At 36.7% G+C, this 19,349-nt stretch carries 17 protein-coding genes; 8 read left to right on the forward strand and 9 right to left on the reverse strand.

Going from position 1 to position 19,349, the window contains the following annotated elements; genetic code table 11:
* Positions 1-43 precede the first annotated feature (43 nt).
* On the reverse strand, positions 44-1,234 hold the full coding sequence (locus tag B9T23_RS04735) for an MFS transporter (RefSeq protein WP_086193364.1): 1,191 nt from the start codon (positions 1,232-1,234) through the stop codon (positions 44-46).
* 716 nt (positions 1,235-1,950) lie between these two features.
* Here B9T23_RS04735 and B9T23_RS04740 point away from each other — a divergent pair.
* Positions 1,951-2,274 carry a pyrimidine/purine nucleoside phosphorylase gene (locus B9T23_RS04740; RefSeq protein WP_067723577.1) on the forward strand — a complete coding sequence of 108 codons (324 nt, stop codon included), beginning with the start codon at positions 1,951-1,953 and terminating at the stop codon, positions 2,272-2,274.
* A 206-nt stretch (positions 2,275-2,480) separates the two neighbouring features.
* Here the strand turns inward: B9T23_RS04740 and katE are convergent, their stop codons facing one another.
* Both katE and B9T23_RS04750 read right to left on the reverse strand, forming a co-directional pair.
* Positions 2,481-4,607, reverse strand: a complete 2,127-nt coding sequence (gene katE / locus B9T23_RS04745) for a catalase HPII (RefSeq protein WP_086193209.1) — start codon at positions 4,605-4,607, stop codon at positions 2,481-2,483.
* A 94-nt stretch (positions 4,608-4,701) separates the two neighbouring features.
* Complete coding sequence (locus B9T23_RS04750; RefSeq protein WP_086193210.1) at positions 4,702-6,120, reverse strand: iron-containing redox enzyme family protein; 1,419 nt, start codon at positions 6,118-6,120, stop codon at positions 4,702-4,704.
* 239 nt (positions 6,121-6,359) lie between these two features.
* Between B9T23_RS04750 and B9T23_RS04755 the strand changes: the two genes are divergently transcribed.
* The 4 genes from B9T23_RS04755 (at position 6,360) to B9T23_RS04770 (ending at position 9,006) form a co-directional block, all read left to right on the forward strand.
* Complete coding sequence (locus B9T23_RS04755) at positions 6,360-6,833, forward strand: CinA family protein (RefSeq protein ID WP_086193211.1); 474 nt, start codon at positions 6,360-6,362, stop codon at positions 6,831-6,833.
* A gap of 222 nt (positions 6,834-7,055) precedes the next feature.
* Complete coding sequence (locus B9T23_RS04760) at positions 7,056-7,283, forward strand: hypothetical protein (protein ID WP_086193212.1); 228 nt, start codon at positions 7,056-7,058, stop codon at positions 7,281-7,283.
* 93 nt (positions 7,284-7,376) lie between these two features.
* On the forward strand, positions 7,377-7,685 hold the full coding sequence (locus tag B9T23_RS04765; RefSeq protein WP_086193213.1) for a hypothetical protein: 309 nt from the start codon (positions 7,377-7,379) through the stop codon (positions 7,683-7,685).
* A 454-nt stretch (positions 7,686-8,139) separates the two neighbouring features.
* Complete coding sequence (locus tag B9T23_RS04770) at positions 8,140-9,006, forward strand: SDR family oxidoreductase (protein WP_086193214.1); 867 nt, start codon at positions 8,140-8,142, stop codon at positions 9,004-9,006.
* Between the two features lie 108 nt (positions 9,007-9,114).
* Here B9T23_RS04770 and B9T23_RS16750 read toward each other — a convergent pair whose 3' ends face one another.
* Positions 9,115-9,282 carry a hypothetical protein gene (locus B9T23_RS16750; RefSeq protein ID WP_171263053.1) on the reverse strand — a complete coding sequence of 56 codons (168 nt, stop codon included), beginning with the start codon at positions 9,280-9,282 and terminating at the stop codon, positions 9,115-9,117.
* Positions 9,283-9,755: 473 nt separating this feature from the next.
* Here B9T23_RS16750 and B9T23_RS04775 point away from each other — a divergent pair, with 473 nt between their 5' ends.
* Together B9T23_RS04775 and B9T23_RS04780 are read left to right on the forward strand one after the other, a co-directional pair.
* On the forward strand, positions 9,756-10,337 hold the full coding sequence (locus B9T23_RS04775; protein ID WP_086193215.1) for a lipocalin family protein: 582 nt from the start codon (positions 9,756-9,758) through the stop codon (positions 10,335-10,337).
* Positions 10,338-10,444: 107 nt separating this feature from the next.
* Complete coding sequence (locus tag B9T23_RS04780; protein ID WP_086193216.1) at positions 10,445-11,866, forward strand: cryptochrome/photolyase family protein; 1,422 nt, start codon at positions 10,445-10,447, stop codon at positions 11,864-11,866.
* Positions 11,867-12,294: 428 nt separating this feature from the next.
* On the opposite strand, the gene urtE is transcribed toward B9T23_RS04780, so the two are convergent.
* The 5 genes from urtE to urtA all read right to left on the reverse strand — a co-directional run bounded on the left by urtE (position 12,295) and on the right by urtA (position 17,945).
* The gene (gene urtE / locus B9T23_RS04785; RefSeq protein ID WP_086193217.1) at positions 12,295-12,993 is read right to left on the reverse strand and encodes an urea ABC transporter ATP-binding subunit UrtE; all 699 of its coding nucleotides are present in this window, start codon (positions 12,991-12,993) and stop codon (positions 12,295-12,297) included.
* Positions 12,994-13,003: 10 nt separating this feature from the next.
* Entirely contained in the window at positions 13,004-13,831 is an 828-nt protein-coding gene (urtD, locus tag B9T23_RS04790; protein WP_086193218.1) for an urea ABC transporter ATP-binding protein UrtD, read from the reverse strand.
* On the reverse strand, positions 13,832-14,902 hold the full coding sequence (urtC, locus tag B9T23_RS04795; RefSeq protein WP_086193219.1) for an urea ABC transporter permease subunit UrtC: 1,071 nt from the start codon (positions 14,900-14,902) through the stop codon (positions 13,832-13,834).
* A gap of 5 nt (positions 14,903-14,907) precedes the next feature.
* Positions 14,908-16,500: an urea ABC transporter permease subunit UrtB gene (gene urtB / locus B9T23_RS04800; RefSeq protein ID WP_407640414.1), complete on the reverse strand. Its 1,593-nt coding sequence runs from the start codon at positions 16,498-16,500 to the stop codon at positions 14,908-14,910.
* A 164-nt stretch (positions 16,501-16,664) separates the two neighbouring features.
* Positions 16,665-17,945 carry an urea ABC transporter substrate-binding protein gene (gene urtA / locus B9T23_RS04805; protein ID WP_086193365.1) on the reverse strand — a complete coding sequence of 427 codons (1,281 nt, stop codon included), beginning with the start codon at positions 17,943-17,945 and terminating at the stop codon, positions 16,665-16,667.
* A 709-nt stretch (positions 17,946-18,654) separates the two neighbouring features.
* On the opposite strand from urtA, the gene B9T23_RS04810 reads away from it, so the two are divergent.
* The gene (locus B9T23_RS04810; protein ID WP_086193221.1) at positions 18,655-19,254 is read left to right on the forward strand and encodes a hypothetical protein; all 600 of its coding nucleotides are present in this window, start codon (positions 18,655-18,657) and stop codon (positions 19,252-19,254) included.
* Positions 19,255-19,349: the final 95 nt, after the last annotated feature.

The following is a 19,349-nucleotide window of genomic DNA, read 5'->3' on the forward strand; positions in this document are numbered from 1 at the left end:
CTGATAGACCGGCTGTATATTTATTTAAATGAGGGATTAAAAATTAAGAGGTTTTGACCTGAGTAAAATGATTTAAAAAGGCAATCAGCATTAATAAAGCGGCAATCATCCCAAAAACAAGGGTAAGTCCCATCATTTCACTGGTCAGTCCCACCAAAGCAGGCCCTAATAAAGATCCGCTATAAGCCATAGTAGAAACACACGATAAAGCTGCTGCTTTGGGCATGACATTTTGACGACCTACACGTGAAAACATTACCGGTACAATATTAGAACAACCTAAACCCAGTAAAGAATAACCGAATAGCACAACCATCCAATGTGGCGCCATGACTACAGTGAAAAGACCGAGTGATGCGCAAATTGCACTATAAACAATGATATTTTTTTCACCCAGTATTTTTTGCAAGTAATGACCCGCAAAACGTCCAGCAGTCATTGCGATAGCAAAGAATGTATAAGCCAGTCCAGCATATGCCGGTTTTAAGCCATATTCACTGACTAAATAAATACCACTCCAATCCATGGCTGAGCCTTCTGAAAGAAAAGCAATAAAACAGACCAGACCAATCAGTAGAATCAGGGGGCTAGGTAATTTTCTAGGCTTATTCTCTATTTCAGCAGGATTGATTTTTTTATCATTTTCAATCTCAGACAAATTATTCGGAACAGCAATTAAACTGATGATCATCAATAAAATACAAATAGTTAAAGCGCTCATTAGTGGTGATACGCCGATCGCAAGCAATGCCGTAACCGTCATTACTCCCGCCAAACCACCTAAACTGCACATACCGTGGAACTGAGACATCATGCTTTTAGCACTATTTTTTTCTACAATGACTGCTTGTAAATTAATAGCAACCCCTAAACTACCGGCAGCTGTACCAAACAAGAACAAAGCGACTGACATGATTAACACGCTACTGCTTAAAGCAAAGGTAGGTAAAACCAGTAATAAGAGTAAAATTGCTACCGATATAACCGCACGACAACCAACTTTTTGAATTAAGAGTCCTGTTGCCGGCATAGCAATCATGGAACCTAATCCTATACTCAGTAACAACGTACCGAAGTCAGCATGATTAAGATGAAGTCGTTGCTGCGCATAAGGAATAAGCGGAGCCCAAGCCGCGGTACTCAATCCCAGACTGAAAAAACAAAGCAGTGTGGATAGACGCTGTGCATGATGTTGTGTTGCATGGTCTAGATGTGCTGTTTTGGAAGAAAACATGTGTGAGCCACCACGGTAAGAAAGTTTTGGCATCCCATTCCAAAATAATTTCCATAGAAAAACCTCTGTAGACTTATCGGAAAACCGATAACTATACAGAGGCTGAATTTGGCGAAATTATACACAAAAAAATCGTCAATAAATTTCTTTTTTGAGTATTTGAAAAATGTTTTGTAACTGCCTTAATGGCTACAAAAACACAGTCCCTAGAATCCAGTGATAAGATATTAAAATCATAGATTATTTAATCTGAGTCCTTAAAATAGTCCTCACTTTTATGAAAGGTCCCGTCATCTCAAATGAGTTGATTGTCACAACTGTTGTTTTTGGACTGAAGTAATAAACTTGAAAATTCATCCACTACACGAGCATTCAAGTGACTACTGAGCGTGCTGAGTGTTCAATAATTTAGACTCTACAACCCAACCTATACAATGGATTTTATGGATTTGTTCCCGAAAAAATTCAGTTCATTATGCAGAAATAGCTTCTGTATTTTTTCGATAGACTTGATACGATGATGACGAAATATCCTCAGAATATTAGAGGCTTTAAATGCTGAGATGTCTCAAGGTTATAATTTTTGCACAAGAAGAAACTGTACAAATTTTACACAACTAAACAAAAAAATATATATCTTAGGTACATGTTTTTATTCCCATTATATATTCTGTAAGGGCTCAATTATTATAAAAATACCTTTCAGGAGCATCTTAATGTCAACTCAATTCGATTTTGTTTCTGTAGTAAAAAAACCGAATATTTATTTTGATGGTTTATCTATTAGCCGTACGATCCAGTTCAAAAATGGAATAAAAAAAACACTGGGCGTCATTTTACCCACAGAACGACCTTTAACCTTTGAAACATATGTAGCTGAACGTATAGAAATCATTTCAGGTAAGTGTCATGTTCAAATAGCAAATGACATAGAAGGTCAGATTTATTATGCTGGACAATCATTTTATGTCCCCAGAAATAGTCGTTTTAAGATTATGACAGATGACGTCTTAGACTATATTTGTCACCTAGAGGACTAAATTTTCTCATAAATGAAATAATTAATTTAATTTATTGATTTTTATGTAATTTAAATAATAAAAATTATGAAAAGCATGGAGGTGAGATTCCATGCTTTTCATTTAAAATGATGATGTATCACTGGATGGAGAAACATTGCTGTTGCCCCATATCAGTGATAGCTCAATTTACAATGCTTAATAATAAACAGATGCTTTTTAAGCATTTAAGCAGGAATTGCTTCGGCATTTTTTTCCCTCGCCCAAATACGATGATGACGAATTAAATCCTTAAATTTATCCTGTATTGCAGCAAAACTGTCCGTACTCAACGTACCTTCATCCGTAACAAGTTGCAGAGCATCAAGCAGTTTTTGCTTATCACCTAAAAATACAATCGGTTTTAAATGCTTATAAGCTTCAAGAATATAATGTTTAGTTACACCATCTTGTTTCACGACTTCATAGTTATCACCATCCACAACAATCACTGCATCATAAGCGATGGATGGCTCTGCTTTCTGCATACCATTGGAATCCAGTTTCGCTTGTTTGCTATTTAAAACGGGTGCTGGCGTAGGTGTAAGTATATGAGCAACCACATTTTCAGCTTTGGCCCATTGCTGAATGGCTGCAATATTCTCTTGGTTCACCTTGTCATGAACCAATACTGCTATTTTTCTTGCTTTAATATCTTCAGGAATAAAAGCTTCCATAGTAAATTTTGCTGATTTTTCTACTGTGGAGGACTTCATATTTTGTGCTGAATTAGGAACTTCTATTCCCAAGTTTTTACCCACTTGTTGAGCTAAATCCAAATCAATATTTGCCAGTACTTCTTGCACTTCCCTTTCTCGGATATGTTTGCGTTGCACTTTACTTAATTCAAAAATATAGGCATCTACCACATGCTTTTGTTCATGAGGCGCTAAGCTCTTATAGTACAGACGTGCATGAGAAAAATGATCAGAAAAAGACTCACTGCGCGCACGAATTTTCTTGCCATCAATGCGTTCTTGATAGCTTTCAAAACCGCCATTTTTTGCAGCAGGTGCTGTTTCTACAGGCCAGTTATTGTCAATCGAATTAGGTTGATACGATGCCTGACCTTTATGGATCGTGGTTTGGTGCATCGCATCTCGCTGGTTATTATGAAATGGGCAAACGGGCTTATTAATCGGCAGTTGGTGGAAATTAGGTCCACCCAGACGGCTCAGTTGCGTATCGGTATAGGAAAATAAGCGGGCTTGTAAAAGTGGATCATTGGTAAAATCAATTCCCGGTACAATATGCCCAGGACAAAATGCGACTTGTTCAATTTCAGCAAAGAAATTATCAACATTGCGATTCAGTACAAATTTTCCTATCGGTGTAACAGGAACCAGTTCTTCAGGAATAATTTTGGTTGGATCAAGCAAGTCAAAATCAAACTTCATTTCATCTTGTTCTTGTACAATTTGGATACCCAGTTCCCATTCAGGATAATTCCCTGCTTCAATCGCATCATATAAATCACGTCGATGAAAGTCTGGATCCTTCCCTGCTATTTTTTGCGCTTCATCCCACACCAACTGGCTCAAACCTTGTTTTGGTGTCCAATGATATTTCACAAATATGGCTTTACCTTCGGCATTAATCAACCGGAACGTATGTACGCCAAAACCTTGAATTGAACGTAGATTGCGAGGAATCGCCCGATCAGACATTGCCCACATCACGGCATGAGCCGATTCGGGAACCAATGAAACGAAATCCCAGAATGTATCATGGGCAGAACCACCTGTAGGTACTTCTGTATGCGGTTCTGGTTTTACAGCATGTACAAAGTCGGGGAATTTAATCCCATCTTGGACAAAAAACACCGGTGCATTATTACCGACCAGATCATAATTGCCTTCCTGAGTATAAAACTTAATGGCAAAGCCACGAATATCACGTACTGTATCTGCCGAACCGCGTGGTCCTTGAACTGTCGAAAAGCGTACAAAAATTGGCGTTTGAATATCAGGATCAGTCAGAAAGCCGGCTTTGGTATATTTTTCATTTCCCGCATAAGCTTGAAAATAACCGTGCGCACCCACACCACGCGCATGCACAATTCGCTCTGGTATACGTTCGTGATCAAAATGCGTGATTTTTTCCCTGAGTATAAAATCTTCTAATAAGGTCGAACCTCGAACTCCAGCCCTTAAACTGTTTTGATTATCAGCAATTTTTACGCCTTGATTGGTCGTCAGTGCTTGATCAGTGGCATCACTACGGAAGGCATCTAACTGTTGGGTTTTTGCGCTTTGATTTTGTTTATCTAAAGTATCAGTGCCTGCCACTTCACTTTTGTTCGATTTATTGTCCATGTTTTTCTACCTATACAATTGATCAAAATAATAATTTTTTGGGGGATATCGTTTAAATTATCAATAACGGTTAAAAAATTTTATCGATATTCAGCTAATGGTGTGATGAATTTTTATCACTCAAAAATGGAAAAAGAAAATGGACAAAACGTTGAGTACACCAAAGTCCAATTTCACTGTGGTGGGCATGAGGTGCTAAGTAAGGAAGCAATTTATTCATCTTCATCGCGAGATTGCCTGTTGCTGAAATCTGATGTTGAATCTCCTCTAACTCTCCATCAGACAAGTAACTGAACATAAAATCATTTTTATTTTTATCAGCGGGAGTAATTTTCTGCGTTTTTAAATCAAAGTGTTTAGAATGCTCTCCTGCAATCCAATCATAAATAATCTGCTTTTCTGTCGAATTAAAGACGCCGTACATTTTCCCCTCTTCATGACTAATCAACTGCCAGAAGCGGCTTTCTTCAGGGTCTCTATCCATCTTGATCCATTGCTTCTCAATCAAAAGTTCTACAAATTCTTCGACCAGATTCGGTTCTGAAAGCCATTCATTAATAGATCGATTATTTAGTGTGCATTTATCGCTGTGAATCACATTCCCCACTAAAGCTTTACGTTTAAGAATTTTAAGTACCAAAGCTTCTAAATTGAGGTTTTTAATAATTTGTAATGAGGCTAATCCTTTATTATTTAAAGCGAAACCAGCCTTCACTTTATCCATAAAGGAATTTTTATCCTTGAATTTACTATAAATTTTCTCAAGTGCTTTAATAGATAAATTTGCATGACCATTATCCATATTGTCTATGGTGATATGCAGATTAAAATATTGGGAATTTATCCCTAATTCTTTAAGCTCGTAATTAGTAATCAGAAGATGCAATGGAAGTTGCTCATATCCCAAATTAAAACCAATAATTTCTGGAATGAATTCTGGTGGAGCGTATGCAAGTGCTAATTGAATTGCAGGTTGATGATAATATTCATCTTCTAGTTCTAATATGAAATGTTCTAAGCCTAAATTAAAAAGTAAATCATCAAATAAACACACATGATTCGATTTAGCCAGCCCTAATCCTAATTCTTCAACATAAATCTGGATTAAGTCTCTGAAAACTGGATCATTCCAGTAATGGACTATGCTATATAACCATGAACCGTCTACTCGCTTTACGGGAGCAACTTCGATTAAAAATTCAAATGCTTGACCCACATTTTTAAAATATTCACGCTCTGCTCCGCTATTTCTTCTTTCTTTGTACAATTGGTATTCATGACATTGAATTTTATTGTTATTAACAATCCATTGATGAATTTCACCTAAATTGGAAGGAAAATTGGAATAACTTGAATTGAGCGTGTGAATTTCTTTTTTTAAAAAAATAGATGCTTTTCGTTCCTTATCTGGTGTAGAAATATTTGAATCTAGGAAAAAGGTAACTAAATCGCAATAACTTTGATGGTTTTTATCAAGTAAATCTAGCAATTTTTCTTTTACTGCTACTGGCATTTTTATTCTCCACGCGGTAAGTCTGCTATAAACCTAATTTATCAATATGACATGGTGAAAGATTCAAATTGTTATTATTCGTTTAAGTTGTGTTTAATTAATTTCTATCTATTTATAAAATTCAATCACTTAACATATATAAATCCAAAATTGTGATAAAAACACCTATAAAAAAGATATTGTTAATATCTAAATTCATTCTTAAGATAATTTAATTAAGCCTAAATAAAGTTATAAATATGTCTACTACTAAATGTTGTGAATTAATGGCCAAAAATCAACTTAATATTACTTTTATTGAAAGTTCTTCTGCAGGCTACTTGGCTTACCGCTTTTCCCTTAGTCCATTTTCGGGGGAAATTTTAAATGGTGGACTGGTTTGTTATGATTTAAAAATCAAAGAAAATGTTTTGAAAATTTCATCAAAAATGATTAAGAAATACACACCTGAATCTTCCAAAATTACTGAAGAATTAGTAAAAAAATCAAAAAAAATATTTAAATCAGATGTATATGTGGGATGTACTGGGCTACTCAAGCATGGTGGCTCAGAATCCAAAAATAAGCCAGTAGGAACTTTTTTCTATTCCATTTTATATAATAATAAAATATACAGTTATCGTTGTTTTTGCAAAGGACAAAAGGAGAATAAACTAAAAAAACTGATTAATTATATCTGCAAGAGTTTAATTAAAATTATTAAAAATAATTAATTTTCAGTGTTTTGTAATTTCAATTTAAGTTAGTTACTCCTTTTCTGTGTAATTTATTAATACATTCCAATCATATAACTTGTTTTAAAATTACATTAATTAAACATTACACAATATGTAACATCTATTGGGTTTTTTAATCTAAAATTCATGCTAATAATAATTATATCTGGCTTATACAGATTTTTAAAAATCACTAATATATTATATTGAGGTGTAAAAATGAGTAATATAAATAATCAGCAAGATCAAAATAATGGTAGCCGCAATAATCCAAATCAATCCCAACAGCAAAATGAAAATCAAGGTCAGCAACAGCAAAAAAATGATCCACAGCGTCAACCCAATCAGCAAAACCCGCAAGATCCACAACGTCAACAAACTGGTCAACAGCAACAACAAAACCCTAATCAGCCTTTAAAACATGTAAATGATGATCAGCAGCAATAAGTGCTGTATTAACGATTAGATTTCATATTTTCACCTGTGGCGAGTATTGAATAATACTCTCCCATGCGGGTTGAAAAAATCAGGAGTTAAATCATGACGACCAATTTAGAAAATCAAAACCGTACTCCAAATAGCGAGTCTGATCAGTATTGGCGCGAAAACTATATCAATCGCCCTTATTACACTGATTTACAGCGTGATATTCCAGATATTGAGTATGATCGAGATCTGTCTTCAGCTTATGAATTTGGTAGAAATTCACGTTCTGAATATGGGGGAAATGCCCGATTTGAAGATTCAGAATCTGACCTTCAAACCAAATGGGATAATTTTAAAGCAGAGTCTCGTTTAAAATGGGTTCAAGCTAAACACGCGATTAAAGATGCGTGGGATAGAATGTAAAGATTATAAAATATGGGATTTTATAGCCCATATCTTTGCTTTAAGCATGAAAAAATAATTTTCAAGAATAAATAAAATTGATTTCTTTGGAATGTTTATTCATGCCATAACGATAATTTCTACCGTTAATGCATTTAAAATAAAAATAACTATATTAAAAAATATCCGAGACACTCTCTCACCATTGATAACTTTAATTCACTTTTAATGCCTGATAATATATAATATTTAACAGACATAAATAAAATATTTTTATTTTTTATTAAAAAAACCTCTAAATAAATAATTTAAGATAAATTTTTAAATAGTTTTTCTGGTAATTTAATTAACTCATAATATTCAATAATTTATTAGTTTAATTAATAAAATGTGTTATTTAATGTTTCTCTGTAATAAAAAGTATTAAAAACCCAATAATATATATCAATGCATTTAAAAAAATTGGAAAAAGAAAATGAATAAATATCCTAAGACTCCCTCTATAGAAGTACAAAGCCATCAACCTGGTATTCAATCTAAAATGCATCCCCAACCAGAAATCATCAAAGCCAATTATGAAGGTAGTAATAAATTAAAAGATAAGGTCGCGTTGATCACTGGCGGAGATAGCGGAATTGGTAGATCGATTTCCGTACTGTTTGCCCGTGAAGGTGCCGATATTTGCATCTGCTATTTAGAAGAAGATCAAGATGCTCTTGATACTAAACAAATGGTGGAGAATGAAGGACGACGTTGCTTACTCCTTAAATGTGATTTACAACATCAAGATGAAATAAAGAAAATGGTTGAGCTGGCCCTTCAAGAATTTAAAACCATCAATATTTTAATCAATAATGCAGGTGTTCAATATCCACAAAAATACATTACAGATATCAATACACAACAGCTTTTTAAAACCTTTGAAATTAATATTTTTTCAATGTTTTATTTAACTGAATTGTTAGTACCCTATATGAAACAGGGTGATACGATTATTAATACTACAAGCATCACCAGTTATCATGGACATGACCTGCTTATAGATTATGCGAGTACTAAAGGTGCAATCACCTCATTCACACGAAGTTTATCTACAAACCTGTTAAAAAATAAAACAGGAATTAGAGTGAATGCTGTCGCTCCAGGACCCATTTGGACACCCTTGATCCCCAGTAGTTTTGATGAGGAACACTTGAAAAACTTTGGTAAAAACACGCCAATGGGACGAATGGGACAACCCAGCGAAGTCGCTCCTGCATATTTATTTCTTGCCTCTGACGAAGCAAGTTATATCTCTGGACAAGTCATTCATGTCAATGGTGGTAGCATCGTAAATGGCTAAATCATGATTAAAAAGTTAAATCCATATTAGATAATGCAGGATGATTATTAAATAGGAGTTGATACGAAAACGCGGACCTAAGATCCGCGCCTTTTTATTTATCAGCGATTATTTTTGCTGATTTTGCTGACGTTTTTGATCATTTTGTTGCTGTTGCTGTTGCTGTTGCTGACGTTGTGGATCCTGCGGATTTTGCTGGTTAGGTTGACGCTGTGGATCATTTTGTTGCTGCTGCTGGCGTTGTTGATCTTGCGGGTTTTGTGGTTGATTAGCCATTTTTATATACATCCTATTTTTAAAATAAGTCACAGTGGTTTGTAACCACCCTAAATTTGCATATCCACTATGATAAAGCTATGAGGCTCATGTGACATTTCTTATCATTGTAAAATGAAGATATTTTAAAATCAGAATAAATGATTCATTAAAATCAGATTATTTAAAAATTTTTAAAAATGGTAATTACACTTTTTACTTAATCAAGACATAGATAAAATTTTAATTCTTTAAAAGAATAATTTTTTAAATAAAACCCCATATAAGAATCTTGATATTAAATAGAATGAAATTTCCGAAAACTTTGCTTAATTATTATAACGGAATAGTCAAACATAAGCTTTGCAAGATTATATAAAATGAATAATGACTTAATATTTATTCTCTTTATTACATAATATTACACCCAGTGTTAAAAAAACAATTAAGGTAAATATATAAAGTTAACACCCTATTTATTGGAATAAATATTTATGTCAAACATGCGTAAAAGCTCAAGTCTCCCCTTGGCGAAAATTGGATTAGGTATTGTGATTGGTACTAGCAGTATTTTAACTCTGGCGCATGCACAAACTGAGCCATTACAGGCTGTTGAAAAAATTGAATTAAATAAGTATTTAGGGACTTGGCATGAAATTGCCAGAAAACCTTTGTATTTTCAAAATAAATGCGAAAGTAATGTGATCGCAAACTATTCTTTGAATAAGAATGGCAATATCAAAGTCGATAATAGTTGTTATACAAAAGATGGAAAGTTCAAACAATCTATTGGTGAAGCTTTTGTACAAAATGCCCCTTTTAACTCTAAACTTAAAGTAAGTTTTTTACCAAAAGCTATCCGCTGGCTGCCTGTCGGACGTGGTGATTATTGGGTTTTAAAAATTGATGAGAATTATGAGACAGTATTAGTGGGTGGTCCAGATAAAAAATATATGTGGATTCTTTCTCGTTCACCGCAGCCACAACCAGAAGTCGTACAGGAATATTTGGATTATGCTGCATCCATGGGATATGACTTGAGTGATGTAATCAAAACCAAACAGACTCAAAACTAATTTCCATAATGAAGCATCTAAAGCATGGACTTAATGTTCATGCTTTTTTTATGTCTCAACATTGCATAGAATCATAATCAATCATCTTTTCGAGACATTATACGTCCATGCAATTCATTTGGTTTCGACAGGATTTACGCATTCACGACCATGCTGCTCTTTGGCATGCCACCCAAGCGGGACCCTGTATCGCATTGGTCGTTATTTCGCCTGAACAATGGGCTTTACACAACGACGCCGCTGTTAAAATAGATTTTTATTTAAGACAGCTTCAAGCACTTAAAACACAGCTAAAAACCTTGAATATTCCGTTAGTAATTCGGCATATTCCTTTTTGGAAAGATATTCCGCAAGGCGTTTTTCAGCTTACACAACAACTCAATATCAATTGCATACATGCCAATATTGAACTGGGTGTAAATGAGTTAAAGCGCGATGCCCAGCTTCAGAAGTTCTTAGAAAAAGATAATAAATCACTCGAACTGTATCATGACCGCACTTTATTTCCTGTGGGCAGCATTCGTAACAAGAGTCATCAACCTTATCAGGTTTTTAGCGCATTCAAGAAAAATTGCTATGAACGACTCAGTGTGAGTTTACCGCAGTGTTATCCTCAAATTGAAGTACAGGCTGATCTTCAACTTGACTCTCTCGAGGATGAGTCTGTTTGCACTTTTGCAGAATTATATCCAGATCATCCTTCGATAAAATTACAGGATCGTTGGCCAGTCAGCGAAGAATATGCCTTAACTTTATTGGATGATTTTATCAATGATAAAGTGATTCATTATGAGAAAGAGAGAGACTTTCCTCATCTGGATTCGACCAGCCAATTATCACCTTATCTAAACTTAGGCATGATTTCTATCCGTCAATGTATTCAGGCTCTATTTCGTCGACAGCATGGACACTTCCATATAGAACATTTAGGTCAGCAAACCTGGCTGGATGAATTATTATGGCGCGAGTTTTATCAACATATCTTATTTGATTTTCCGCAGGTGTCTAAACATCAGCCCTTTAAGGTAGATACACAAAAAATCCAATGGCGTGACGCACCCAAAGACTTGACTGCCTGGCAGCAAGGGCAAACCGGTATTCCGATTGTAGATGCAGGAATGCGTCAATTATTGGCAACGGGCTGGATGCATAACCGGGTTCGTATGATTACGGCCATGTTCTTGACCAAAAACCTGCTGATTGACTGGCGACTGGGTGAACAATGGTTTATGCAACATTTAATTGATGGTGATTTGGCAGCAAATAATGGCGGGTGGCAATGGTGTGCCTCTACCGGCACGGATTCAGTGCCCTATTTTCGTATATTTAACCCCATCAGCCAGTCGCAAAAGTTTGACACCAATGGTGATTATATTCGCCAATGGGTTCCTGAACTGGCCCATTTAGATGCCAAAGCCATCCATGAGCCTTATGCCAAAAATTTAAATCTGGCTTTGAATTATCCCCAACCAATTGCAGATTTGAAACAAACCCGAATTCGGGCTATTGAGGCTTTTAAAAGTATTTAAATTAATATGGGTTAGGTAGTTAAGCTGAAATGGCAGAATCAAAGCTTCCTATTTTTTCTACCATTTTATATAAGACGAGTTATACGTAATAAAAAATCCCAACATGACTGTTGGGATTTTTTATCTCTTTGCTCTGCCTTACTTTCCTTCTACTAAAACTTATAATTTTTGTTTTTTGTTCCGGAACATCCTGTTCCCTATATTTTGATCATAAGGACCAGCCAATATGGAAAATATAAGAGATAGACTTGAATTTCTGTAAGTTAAAACTGACAAAAATTAATTAAATTTTTCCATACAAATTGGAGATTATTTTTGGCTTTGAAGGGTTCATCACTCAGAGTAAACCTTCAATTATAAAATGCAATTTCATGACGAAACAGACATATGAAAACAGGAGGATATTTCCTCCCTTTTTTAAAAGAAGATTAAATTGCCACCAAGTCCTTGATTCCTTTCTCTGGCATTTCGCTCCCCACACCCTGCGCAATCACTTGCCCACGTGCCATGACCGTATAGCCATCTGCAAGCTCTTCAGCAAAATCATAGAACTGCTCCACTAAAATAATGGCCATTTCTCCACCATCCGCAAGTTTACGAATCACCTTGCCAATATCTTTAATAATCGATGGCTGAATCCCTTCAGTGGGTTCATCTAAAATCAACACACGCGGTTCAGAAGCTAAGGCACGCGCAATCGCAAGCTGCTGTTGCTGACCACCGGATAAATCTCCGCCACGGCGATGTTTCATTTCATCCAATATAGGGAAAATTTCATAAAGATGCTCAGGGACTTTTTTAGTTTTAGCCCCTGAAAATTTTGCCATCCCAATCAAGATATTTTCTTCTACAGTCAAGGTCGAAAAAATATCCCGTCCTTGTGGCACATATGCCAAGCCAGCACGAACACGTTGTTCGGGACTCATTTTTGAAATGTCTTTGCCATCCAATAAAATCTGTCCCGATTTGATCGGTAAGATCCCCATCAAACATTTCAATAAAGTGGTTTTTCCTACGCCATTGCGTCCAAGGATAACCGAACATTCACCTATAGGCGCTTGGAAGGATATGTCACGTAAAATATGACTGCCACCATAAAACTGATTGACGTCTTTGACTTCTAACATGGTCTGCTCCTTAACGTCCTAAATATTTCTCAATCACATCTTCATTGGCCTGAACTTCCGCCAATGTACCTTCGGCTAAAATTGCCCCCTGAGCCAATACCGTCACTTTCTCGCTGATGCTGTTAATGAAACTCATGTCATGCTCCACCACAATCAAGGTATGGTTTTTCTTGAGTTCTAGACAAAGTTCCGCTGTCCGCTCGGTTTCGGCATCAGTCATTCCTGCCACAGGTTCATCCAGCAAAATCAGTTTTGGACGTTGCATCAACAACATACCAATTTCAAGCCATTGCTTTTGACCATGCGACAATAAGCCTGCAGGTTTGTTGATAAATTCTTTTAATCGAATTTGCTCGAGTGATTGTTCCAAAGCAAGTTGAGCATCTGGCTCTAGCTTGCTGAAAAAACTTTTCTTTACCTGTTTATTTTTAGGTGCAGCAAGCAACAGGTTTTCCATCACGGTGAAATTTTCAAACACAGTCGGTTTTTGAAATTTTCGACCAATTCCTGCTTCAGCAATTTCTTCGGTGCTCATTTTTGCCAGGTTATAGTTTTGACCGAAAAATGCTGTGCCTTCCGTTGGTCGAGTCTTACCCGTAATCACATCCATCAGCGTGGTTTTACCTGCACCATTTGGACCAATGATGCAACGTAACTCACCTTCGTTAATGTAAAGCGACAAGTCGTTTAAGGCACGGAATGCATCAAACCAGACACTGACTTTTTCTAAATATAAAGCGATGCCATGGCTAAAGTCAGGTCCTGCTTCTTTTAAACGTCCATAACCTTCGCCCAGTTGACCGCCATGTTGTTGTGCGTTTAATCCTAAATCTGACATTTAGTTTTTCTCCTTTTTAAAGCGATCGAACATACCAATCACCCCTTTGGGAAGGAAGATAGTCACGACGATGAAGAGTGCTCCTAGAATGAGCAACCATGCTTCGGGATAGGCCACAGTGAAATAGGTCTTCACGCCATTAATTAAACCTGCCCCGAGAATGGGTCCAATCAAGGTTCCACGACCGCCTGCAGCAACCCACACAGCCATTTCAATGGAATTCACCGGGTTCATTTCACTGGGATTAATAATCCCCGCCTGTGGGACATACAATGCTCCTGCAATACCTGCAATGACTGCAGAAAGTACCCATGCAGACAGCTTGTACCAGAGGGTTCGATAACCTAAATATTGCAGACGATTTTCACTATCCCGAATTGCCCCCAATACACGTCCATAAGGCTTATTCATCAAATGACGTAAGCCGATAAAACTCAGTAACAATACTAATGCAGTGATAAAGCATAAGCTTGCACGCATTGAGGTAGAGGTAATATCCATACCTAAAAGGGTTTTAAAGCCGGTAAAACCATTGTTCCCGCCAAAGCCTGTTTCATTACGGAAGAACAACAATGCGGCTGCGAAAGTCATTGCTTGCGTAATGATGGAGAAATACACACCTTTGATTTTGGAACGGAAAGCAAAATATCCGAAGATAAAAGCAATAAGCCCGGGAACTAAAATCACCAAGGTGAGTGACCATAAAATATGTTCTGTTCCCACCCAATACCACGGCAGTTCCGTCCAGCTTAAAAAGCGCATAAAGTCAGGTAAACTTTCTCCGGAGGATTCACGCATCAGGTACATACCAAAGGCATAACCGCCGAGGGCAAAATACAAACCATGCCCCAGACTTAAAATTCCGGCATAACCCCAAACCAAATCAAGCGCTAAAGCCACCAAAGCCAAACACATGATTTTGCCAATCAACGTGACCCAATACGCAGAAAGATGCAGACTCGAATCGCTTGGCAATAAATGAAACCAGGGTAGAATCAACATGATGGCAAAGCCCATCGCAATGGCCACTGCGCTATAAGGATTATCGGATAGGAATGATGTGATTTTCATAGTGTTTACTCCACAAATCGACCTTTAATGGCGAATAAACCTTGTGGGCGTTTTTGAATAAACAAAATCACAAGAACCAGTAAAATAATTTTTGCAAGCACAGCACCCATGCCAATCTCAAGAACAGTACCACTGATTCCTAAACCCAGTGCGGCAAGAACTGCCCCCCAGACTTGTCCTACACCACCGACGACCACAACAAGAAAAGCATCGATAATGTAGTTTTGACCCAAGTCAGGACCAACGTTACCGACTTGTGCCAAAGCACAACCTGCCAGGCCTGCCAAACCTGAACCCAAACCAAAAGCCAGCATGTCGATACGGCTTGAACGAATCCCCACGGCACGTGCCATTTGACGGTTTTGTGTTACGGCACGAACGAATAGGCCAAAACGGGTTTTATTCAATAGATAAACCAAGAGCAGAAAAACAGCCACAGTAAAGACAATAATGGCGATTCGGTTATAAGGCAGCATCAGGCTTGGGGTGATTGAAATCCCCCCGGAAAGCCATGAAATATTGGAGACTTCGACATTTTGTGCACCAAAAATCATACGCACCAATTGCATTAAGATCAGGCTGACACCAAAGGTTGCCAATAAGGTTTCAAGTTGACGACCATATAAGGGACGAATCACGGTCCTTTCAATCAGCATTCCAATCAATGCACTGACCACAAATGCTGCAGGAATTGCAGCAATTAAGTACCAATCGACATATCCTGAAAAATGGGTCTTAAACAAGCTTTGCACCACATAGGTGGTATAGGCACCAATCATGATCAGTTCACCATGCGCCATATTAATGACACCCAGCAAACCGTAGGTAATGGCTAAACCTAAGGCAGCCAATAATAAAATACTGGCTGTACTCAAACCTGAAAAGACATGTCCTGTCCACTCACTGGCTTGAAGTCGGGTTTTAATACTCCCTTTGGCATCGACCAATACTGTTTTTAATTCTGGATTTAAATTCGGTTGTTGGAGTTCTTGTTCGACCAGAGCCAATACCTCGGGACGATTCGATTGTTTTAAAACTTTTACCGCTTGGATCTTGACCCGTACGTCTGAACTGCCATAGTCCATACGTGCTTTGAGTTGTTCTAATCGGGCTTTAACCTTGTTATTCGTTTCATTTAAATACAGCGTATTTATCATTGCCGGATCTAATTCTGATAAATTATTTTCTAAAATATCTATGGCTTCTAAACGCTGAGAAGCATCTTCAGACTGTAATCTTACTTTGGCTTGTCCAAAGCTCAATGCCTTACGCAAGGTGTTCACCAAGGTGACTTGGGATAAATCTGATGGCCAAGTATCTACGACTTGTTCATCTGGATAGCTGAATAATTTTTCATCATCTTTTAAAATATAGGTTTGTCCAGAACCATCTGTATACAGTTCATTATTGTTTACATAGGCAACCAAACGATCGAGTTCTTCAATGCCGGCTGGCCATTGGTTTAACATATTGCGACGTTCAGAAAATCCTGCATGGACAAATTGTTGAATCGCATCGCCAGATGAGGCAACTGCTTTATGCGTATTTTCAGCCTGAGTAATGACTTGAGAATTTTCTGCTGAAGAAGAATTTGGCATCTCTGCATTCAAATTTTGCAGGAAAAAAAATTGAGTAATAATGAATAGAATAGTGGGGTAATTTATTCGATCAATCATGCTAAGCCTCCCAATTAAATGTTATTCCCATGAGGGAAAAATAAATCAAAAAAGCCTGCTACAGATGCAACAGGCTCCGGGAAAACTTATTTAGGAATATACGGGCTCCATGGCTCCGCTTTTATAGCATTCGGTGTTTTGTAAACGATATCAAACTGACCATCCCCACGAATTTCACCAATCATGACCGGCTTATGTAAATGGTGATTGGTTTCATCCATTTTTAAGGTATAACCCGATGGAGCCGTAAAAGTTTGCCCCGCCATTGCTTCACGCACTTTATCTACATCTGTAGTACCCGCTTTTTCTACCGCTTGCTTCCACATGTTAATACCGACATAAGTGGCTTCCATTGGATCATTGGTGACTACCTTAGCTGCATTGGGTAGCTTGTACTCCACTGCAAATTGTTTGTATTTATCAATAAATTTAGTATTAATCGGATTTTTCACAGTCATGAAATAGTTCCATGCCGCCAAATGTCCCACTAGAGGCTTGGTATCAATGCCGCGAAGTTCTTCCTCACCCACTGAAAATGCCATAACAGGAATATCAGAAGCTTTTATGCCTTGGTTACCCAGTTCACGGTAGAACGGTACGTTGGAATCGCCATTGATTGTTGAAATTACCGCAGTCTTTTTACCCGCAGCAAATTTCTTTACATTCCCCACAATGGTTTGATAGTTACTGTGACCGAAAGGTGTGTACTCTTCCATAATATCGGCTTCAGCAATGCCTTTTGATTTTAAGAACGCACGCAAGATTTTGTTGGTGGTCCGTGGATACACATAGTCTGTACCCAATAATACAAAACGCTTGGCGTTACCGCCCTCTTCACTCATGAGATATTCAACTGCAGGGATTGCTTGTTGGTTTGGTGCAGCACCGGTATAGAAAATATTTTTTGACTGTTCTTGTCCTTCATATTGAACTGGATAGAACATTAAGCCATTCAGCTCTTCAACTACAGGGAGTACAGATTTACGCGATACTGAAGTCCAGGCACCAAAAATTACCGCCACTTTATCTTGAGTGATTAACTGGCGTGCACGCTCTGCAAACAAAGGCCAATCGGAAGCAGGGTCAACCACTACAGGTTCCAATTTTTTACCTAATACCCCGCCATTTGCATTAATTTCATTGATCGCCATTAATGCGGTATCTTTTAACGATGTTTCAGAAATTGCCATCGTGCCTGAAAGAGAATGTAAAATACCCACTTTGATCGTATCGCCACTTGTCGCAGCTGCTTTCGCTTCAGGCTTGGCTGCTTCATTTTTTTCAGCGGGTTTTGAGCATCCTGTAAGTGTAATGCTTGCCAGCAATGCAGCAGTAAGTAAACTTTTAGAAATCAATTTTTGTTGCATCATCATTTATTCTCCGACCCTTTTTAAGGCATTTTCTTGTAAAGTCAGAATGTGTTATTCAAATAATGTGCCAATTGTGATTATCCAAACTTAAGTATATGATTGTTATAAATATTAACTATTAAATGGTAGGCTCTTTCTATTCTATGAGCACTAAAATGGAACGAGTGCTACACAATAGAAATGGAATAAATATAAATAATTGATTGATGATGATGCAGAATTGAAAGTATCTGGCTTGAATTCATTTTTTTTAGTAGATAAGAAAAATATTTAAAAAAAATAAAGCCTTATAGTCTCTCCCAAAACTATAAGGCTTAGATCTGTAGCTTCCTCTTCATAACCTACCTTCTTATAAGGTCACAGTTATGTGTTTATAATTATTATTATGCAATTTCCATCTATACATGATGGAATTCATTAAATGAATAATTACAGATATTTAAGCTAAGTTATAGCGGTAATTTCCTGTTTTTTTGTAAGCCTTTACCTACAAAAATAAAGCGCTATCAATTTTATAGCGCTATTTTCAATCATCTATTTACAACACATATAAAGCGATTTATGCGAAACGAAAAATAGAAGTAAAACTCCCATCCTCTACTCAGTTTTAGGATTGAGTGCTATTTTTTCATGCTTACTTGAAATATATGAACTGAGCCACATTATAATTAATAAGACTTTTATTAATTAAAAGTGAGTATAAATCATGACACCAGAACAACGCTTGCAAGCAATATTTGCCAAATCAATACAACATGATGATGAGCAATCTTATCGATCTAAATTGGAAAATAAGCTGGTCGCAACAAGTCATGAACTTAAAGAATTAGCGAATAAAATTGAAGAAAAAGTCACGAATTTAATATTTATTGAGATGGATAAGTTCTTAGAATCTCAAGGATGGATTTCAGAAATCCATGATGCAAAGAATAAAAGATATACGCAAGCTTTCAAAAACATTTATATAAGTGTTATAAAACCCGCAAGTGGAAAATTCGAATTTATTATTAAGCATGATCTATTTGAGAGTATAGATCATCGTATAGAAGTATCTTTTAAAGATAGTACGACTTTAAGCCATTTTAAAACAGCCACTCAAGTTCTAAATATTAAAAAAGATATGTCTATAGAGGTGCTTGAAGATTGGGTAAAAGGCTTACAATCCACTCATCAAAAACTAAAAACAGAAAGTGAAAAATTAAAACTTGAAGATTTGACCTTCGAAGTGATAAAAGTTGGTCAAACTCACCGAATAAAACTACCTAACTTTATTGAAGCATTTTTATCAATTTTGGAAAATCAATAAGCCCTTTTAAAGTCATATAAGACGACCTTTAGACATTTTTTATTTTTTCTACTATTTACATGATACAAATTTTACGCAATAAAAAAGCCCGACAT

The sequence above is a fragment of the Acinetobacter terrae genome, assembly GCF_002135195.1.
Taxonomy (GTDB): domain Bacteria; phylum Pseudomonadota; class Gammaproteobacteria; order Pseudomonadales; family Moraxellaceae; genus Acinetobacter; species Acinetobacter terrae.